The following is a 6,244-nucleotide window of genomic DNA, read 5'->3' as shown; positions in this document are numbered from 1 at the left end:
CGGCCTTGGGGAACATCGGTACAGCCGTTGGCGCTGAGAACGATCATGGTCGGCTAGCACAGAGGTCGTCTCCAGAACGGGGGTTCGCCGAAAGATCGTCGATCACGGGTGGGCCTGGCTACGGTCCCCGTCATGCCGGTGGAGTTCTTAACTGATGATCAGGCCGAGGCGTACGGGAAGTTCGCCGAGGAGCCGACGAGACCTGAATTGGAGCGGTTCTTCTTCCTGGACGATGTCGACCGGGATCTGATCGCGATGCGGCGTACGAAGCATCATCAGCTGGGCTTTGCTCTCCAGATGTGCACGGTGCGCTACGTGGGGCTGTTTCTGGAGGATCCTCTCGTGGTGCCGTGGCCAGTGGTCGAGCACCTGGCCGTGCAGCTCGGCATCGAGGACCCGTCGTGTGTGAAGCGGTACACCGAGCGGCCGAAGACTGCGTACGAGCACGCGTGGGAGATCCGGGACGCCTACGGCTATCACCCCTACGAAGATGCGGAGTGGGGTCGGAAGTTCCGGACGTTCCTGCACGGCCGGGCGTGGACGCATGCGGAGGGGCCGGTCGCGCTGTTCAACCAGGCAGTGGGCTGGCTGCGGCGGAACCGGGTGCTGCTGCCCGGTGTCTCGGTGCTGGCCCGGCAGGTGTCGGAGGTTCGCACGATCGCGGAGAAGCGGCTGCACGCCACCGTGGCCAGGGCGGCTCACCGCGCGGACCCGGCGCTGCCGGCGGACCTGGTGGCCACGCTGGTGACACCGGAGGGCGGCCGGTACTCGGAGCTGGAGCGGCTGCGCCGGCCGCCGACGCGTACGACGGGCACGGCGTTCGCGCGGTCGCTGGAGCGGGTCGATGAGATCGGTGCGTTCCAGCTGGGCCGGTTGAAGCTGTCGCAGATCCCGCCGAACCGGCTCGCGGCGCTGGCCCGGTACGGGCTGGGGTCAAAGGCCGCGAGCCTGGAGCGGGCTGCGGAGCCCAAGCGCACGGCGATGCTCACCGCTGTGATGCGTCACCTTGAGGCCAAGGCGATCGATGAGGCACTGGACCTGTTCTCGGTGCTGATGGCGACGAGGCTGATCAGCACGGCGAAGCGGGCGACGGACAAGGAGCGGCTCTCGATGCTGCCGCAGCTGGAGAAGGCGTCGCGGACCCTGGCGCGGGCGGCGAAGGTGCTGTTCGGGGAACTGGAGCTGGTCGAGAGCCACGGCACGGATCTGGACGCGGCCGCGCTGTGGCGGGCGGTGGAGGAGGTCGCCCCGAGGGCGGTAGTGATGAGCGCGGCGGCGCTGGTGGTATCGCTGGTGCCGGAGGACGAGGACTCGGCGGCGGTCGCGATGCGGGCGGCGCTGGCCACTCGGTACAACACGGTGCGGCCGTTCCTGTCGCTGCTGGGCGAGTCGAAGGCGCTGGACGCGGCGACCGGCGGGAAGCGGGTGCTGGCCGGGGTGAAGCGGCTGCCCGCTCTTGCGCGGCGGCGGGTGAAGGACAAGCCGCTGCTGCCGCGCGAGGTCGATGACAAGTTGGTGCCGGCCGCGTGGCGCAAGGCGGTGTATGCCAACGCCGAGCTGCCGCCGGGGGCCGTGGACCGGGACGCATACGTGGTGTGTGTGCTGGAGCAGCTGTACCGCGCGCTTCAGCGCCGGGACGTGTTCGCCTCTCCCTCGCACCGCTGGTCCGACCCGCGCGCCCGGCTGCTGGACGGCACGGAGTGGGAGGCCGTGCGGGAGGACGTTCTGGCGGGTCTGAGCCTGGATATGCCGGTCGAGGAGCACCTGGCCGCGCTGGTGACGGCGCTGGATGCGGCATGGAAGCAGATGGCAGAGCGGCTGGAGACGGCTGGGCAGGACACGAAGGTCACCATCGAGGTCCCGCCGGGCGGCCGGGCGAAGCTGAACGTGTCCAAGCTCGGCGCGCTGGGCGAGCCGAAGTCCCTGACGTTGCTGCGGGGGCGGGTGGAGAAGATGCTCCCGAAGATCGACCTGCCGGAGCTTTTGTTCGAGGTGCACGGCTGGACCGGGTTCCTGGACGCCTTCGTGCACCTGGGCGACGGCACAACCCGCATGAAGGACCTGACCACCTCACTGGTGGCCCTCCTAGTCTCGGAGGCGTGCAACATCGGCATGACACCGGTCATCAACGCCGCGCATGAGGCGCTTCACCGTTCCCGGCTGGTGCACGTCGACCAGTTCTACCTGCGGGCCGACACCATCGCCGCGGCGAACGCCGCACTGATCGAGGCGCAGGGCCAGGTGCCGATCGTGCGGTACTGGGGAGACGGGCTGTTGGCCTCGGTCGACGGACTGCGGTTCGTCGTCCCCGTCCGCACCATCAACGCCGCCCCGTCGCCCAAGTACTTCGGGTTCAAGCGCGGCATCACCTGGCTCAACGCCGTCAACGACCAGGTCGCGGGCATCGGGCAGATGGTGGTGCCGGGAACCCCTCGCGACTCCCTGCACATCCTGGACGCCCTGCTGAACCTCGACGGCGGGGTGAAGCCGGAGATGGTCGCCACCGACAACGCCTCGTACAGCGACATCGTGTTCGGCATCTTCCGCATCCTGGGCTACAACTTCAGCCCCCGGTTCAAAGACCTGGACGACCAGCGGTTCTGGCGCGCGTCCCTTCCGGGCGTGGGGACCGGTACGTACGGGCCGCTGGAGCCGCTGGCCCGCAACCGGGTCAACCTGAACAAGGTGATCACCCACTGGCCGGACATGCTCCGGGTCGCCGGTTCCCTGGTCACCAACCAGGTTCGCGCCTACGACCTACTGCGGATGTTCGGACGCGAAGGCCACCCGACCCCGTTGGGGCAGGCATTCGCCGAGTACGGCCGGATCGCCAAGACCGAGCACCTGCTCCGCGTCGTCGACCCGGTCGACGACACCTACCGCCGCCAGATGAACCGCCAGCTCACCGTGCAGGAGTCCCGGCACAAGCTGGCCCGCGACGTGTGCCACGGCAAGCGCGGCACCATTCACCAGGCGTACCGGGACGGGATGGAGGACCAGCTCGGCTCACTGGGCCTGGTCCTCAACGCCGTGGTGCTCTGGACCACCCGGTACATCGACGCCGCCGTCGCCCAGCTCCGTGCCGAGGGCCACGAGATCCGGGACGAGGACATCGCCCGCCTCTCCCCGCTCAAGCACCGCAACCTCAACGTCCTGGGCCGCTACAGCTTCACCGCCTCCACCCCGGCCGGCGGCGCCCTACGCCCGCTTCGCGACCCAGACACAGTCGAACTCGACGAGGACGACGAGGGGTAGCGAGAGCGGACTCTGGCCAGATACGTGCGCTGACGAAGACGTATCACTCCGGTGTGTAGACGCGCTCGAATCGTTTTGCGCCCGACGATGCTTTCGCCGCTTGACCTTGACGCAACGGCAGGGTTTCTACTGGCGGCATGCGAATCGGAGAGATCGCCGCGCTCGTGGGGCTCACCACCCGGGCGATCCGGCACTACCACCATGTCGGGCTGCTTCCGGAACCGGAGCGGCGCCCCAACGGCTACCGGGCCTACAGCGTCCGCGACGCCGTCCTGCTCGCCCGGGTGCGCCGACTCACCGAACTCGGCCTCAGCCTCGATGAAGTGCGCGACGCCCTCGCCGACGATGCCGGACGCGAACTGACCGAGATATTGGAAGAACTCGACACCGACCTGGCCCGCCAGGAAGCCGACATCCGGGAGCGCCGCTGCCGGCTCAGCGCCCTGCTCGCCGAGCCGCCCGGCGCGACCGGGCCCGTCTCACCCGCCCTCGCCGCACTGCTGGCACAGGCCCCCCGAACAGACTCGCCGAGCGCGGCCAAGGACCACGAGTACCTCACGCTGCTGGACGCCACCAGCTCCGGTAGCCAAGAGATTTTCGCGCTGCTCGGAACACTGGTCGCCGATCCCGCGGTCGTCGAACTGTATGAGCGCCTCGACGCGCTCGCCGAAGCCCCCGCCGACGATCCGCGGATCGCACCTCTGGCAGCTGACCTGATGGCAGCCGTCCCCGAGGAGCTGTTCGCCGCAATCCCCGAGGACGGGGCGGTCGTGACCGGGTTCAAGGAGGCGCTGCTCGCCGAGTACACCCCCGCGCAAGCGGAAGTCGTGGGCCGACTTATGGACGCGTTCATGGAGAGGGGCCGGGGATGAACGGCCGACCAAGGGGCGTACGGGCGGCGCGGGTCGCGGTCGCCGCCGTACTGCCGGGGGAACTGGCCCTGGCGGCCTGCCTGGTGGCCGGGGTCCGGCCGCCCGGTTGGGCGCTGGCGGGCGCCGAGGCGCTGGTGCTCGCGGTGCTGCTGCTGGAAGCCTGGGTGCTGCGCTCGCTGTATGTCGCCGCGCGCGCCCGCGGCGCAGACCGCCGGGCGGCGCGGCGAGCTGCCGTACAGGAGGCGGTGCCGGTGACGGTCCGCCGCCTGGTCCTCCACGAGCTGCGCGCCCTCGCCTCCCTGGGGCGGTGGGTGCGGCGCGGCACGCACGGGGTGCGCCCTGGGGACCTCGCTGCCGCGTACACCGGGCCCCAGACCGCGATGATGTACGGGCTGCTCTTCGTGATGGTCATCGAGACGGTGGGCCTGGCCTTCCTCATCCCTTGGCCGGTGGTCCACCGGGTGATCCTGGTACTCGACCTGTACGGCGTCGTCCTTGTGCTGGCCCTGCACGCCGCCTGCGTCACCCGGCCGCACGTCGTGCGCCCCGACGGCTCTCTGCGGATCCGCTACGGAGCCCTCTTCGACCTCGCCGTACCGCCGGACGCGGTCGCCTCGGTCCGCGTCGACCGGCGCTACCCCGAAGGCGGCCTGATCACCCTTTCCGAGGACGGGGTCCTCGACCTCATAGTGGGCAGCCAGACCTCGGTGACCCTGGAGCTGAACCGGCCACTCCCCTTCACCCGCCCGCTCGGCGCAACGGAAGAGGCCCACACCATCCGCTTCCACGCCGACGACCCGCGCGCACTGGTCAGCGCGCTCCGTCAGCCCGCCTGAGCACACAGGTTGGTCCTCGCCGCGACGTGGCGCCCGGCAAGGTGCTCCGATCGGGCGCCGCCCGGTTGCATGTTCGACTTCTCGGCATTCTCACAAATGAACATCTGTGAGAGTTCTGCGAGAGCGCCGGAAGTGATCACGTTCCCGCAGGTCGCCACTCGCAAAAGTCCTCTCGAAACCCGCATGTTGTGCGAGGTACTTCTGAGAGACTGCCGCCATGGATCTCACGCCCGATCAGGCCGCATTGGCGGTAGAACGTCACGACTGCCCGAACTGTGACGCGCCCGCCGGTAGCCCCTGCCGCACCCGGGGCGGGAAGACCGCCGCGAAGTACCACACCCCGCGCTTCGTCCTCGTCCCCGCGCTCCGCGAGGAACTGGAGATCCCCGTCCCCGCCGACCGCCTCCCCGGCCGCGCGTGGAAGCAGGGCCCCGCGCTCGCCGTCGTGCCCGCGCCCCGCACCGAGCGGCCGGTGAGGATCGGGTATGCCCGTACCTCGACCGCCCGCCAGGAGCTGGCGAGCCAGCTCGAAGCCCTCCACCGCGCGGAGTGCCACAAGGTCTTCCAGGAGCAGATCAGCACCCGCATCAAGGTGCGGCCCGAACTGGAGAAGGCGCTCGCGCTGGCTCGCCAGTTCAAGGAGGCCGCACCCGAGACGCCGGTCATCTTCACCGTCCACGAGCTCAAGCGGCTAGCGCGCAACGCGGCCGAGCTGATGACGCTGTCCGCCGAGCTCCAGGCCGGCGGCATCCAGCTCGAACTCCTCACCGGCCCGCTCACCGGCATCTACGACCCCAACGGCATGGGCGCCATGTTCTTCGCGGTGCTCGCCGTCGCCGGACAGATCGAGCGCAACTACATCCGGGAGAAGACCCTCGAAGGCCAGGTCACCGCAGCGGCCAAGGGCAACCACGGCGGACGGCCGAAGGTCATCGACGACGACATGCTCACCTTCGCCGTCGCGCTCAAGGACAAGGGCGTCCCCGTCCCCGAGATCGCCAAGAAGCTGGTCATCAAGACCGGGAAGAACGCGGGCAAGAACCCCTCGGTCGCCTCCCTCTATCGAGCGCTGGCCGAAGCCGAGGAGGCTGCGGCGGACGACGCCCTGCCGCTGCGGCCCAAGCACGTCCGCATCCGCCGGCCAGAAGACCCGCTCACCCCCGAGGAGATCGACCTCCGTAACCGTCTCCAAGCCCAGCCCCACCCGAACACGGAGATCCGCAGCTAGACCCCATGATCAATCTCAGCGCCAACGGCTGTACCGATGTTCCCCAAGGCCGT

4 protein-coding genes are annotated in these 6,244 nt (G+C 69.5%); all 4 read left to right on the top strand.

Going from position 1 to position 6,244, the window contains the following annotated elements:
- The first annotated feature begins 132 nt into the window (after nucleotides 1-132).
- The 4 genes from AC069T_RS37825 to AC069T_RS37810 all read left to right on the top strand — a co-directional run bounded on the left by AC069T_RS37825 (nucleotide 133) and on the right by AC069T_RS37810 (nucleotide 6,191).
- Entirely contained in the window at nucleotides 133-3,255 is a 3,123-nt protein-coding gene (locus AC069T_RS37825; protein ID WP_478787057.1) for a Tn3 family transposase, read from the top strand.
- Between the two features lie 137 nt (nucleotides 3,256-3,392).
- Entirely contained in the window at nucleotides 3,393-4,127 is a 735-nt protein-coding gene (locus AC069T_RS37820; protein ID WP_478787056.1) for a MerR family transcriptional regulator, read from the top strand.
- Nucleotides 4,124-4,963 carry a hypothetical protein gene (locus AC069T_RS37815; RefSeq protein WP_478787055.1) on the top strand — a complete coding sequence of 280 codons (840 nt, stop codon included), beginning with the start codon at nucleotides 4,124-4,126 and terminating at the stop codon, nucleotides 4,961-4,963. The genes AC069T_RS37820 and AC069T_RS37815 overlap by 4 nt, the downstream gene beginning before the upstream one ends.
- A gap of 217 nt (nucleotides 4,964-5,180) precedes the next feature.
- Nucleotides 5,181-6,191: a recombinase family protein gene (locus AC069T_RS37810; protein WP_478787054.1), complete on the top strand. Its 1,011-nt coding sequence runs from the start codon at nucleotides 5,181-5,183 to the stop codon at nucleotides 6,189-6,191.
- Nucleotides 6,192-6,244 lie beyond the last annotated feature (53 nt).

It is taken from the genome of Streptomyces sp. NPDC043867, assembly GCF_056435845.1.
Note: the sequence above shows the minus strand (reverse complement) of the source record. Positions and strands in the feature narration are given on the sequence as shown.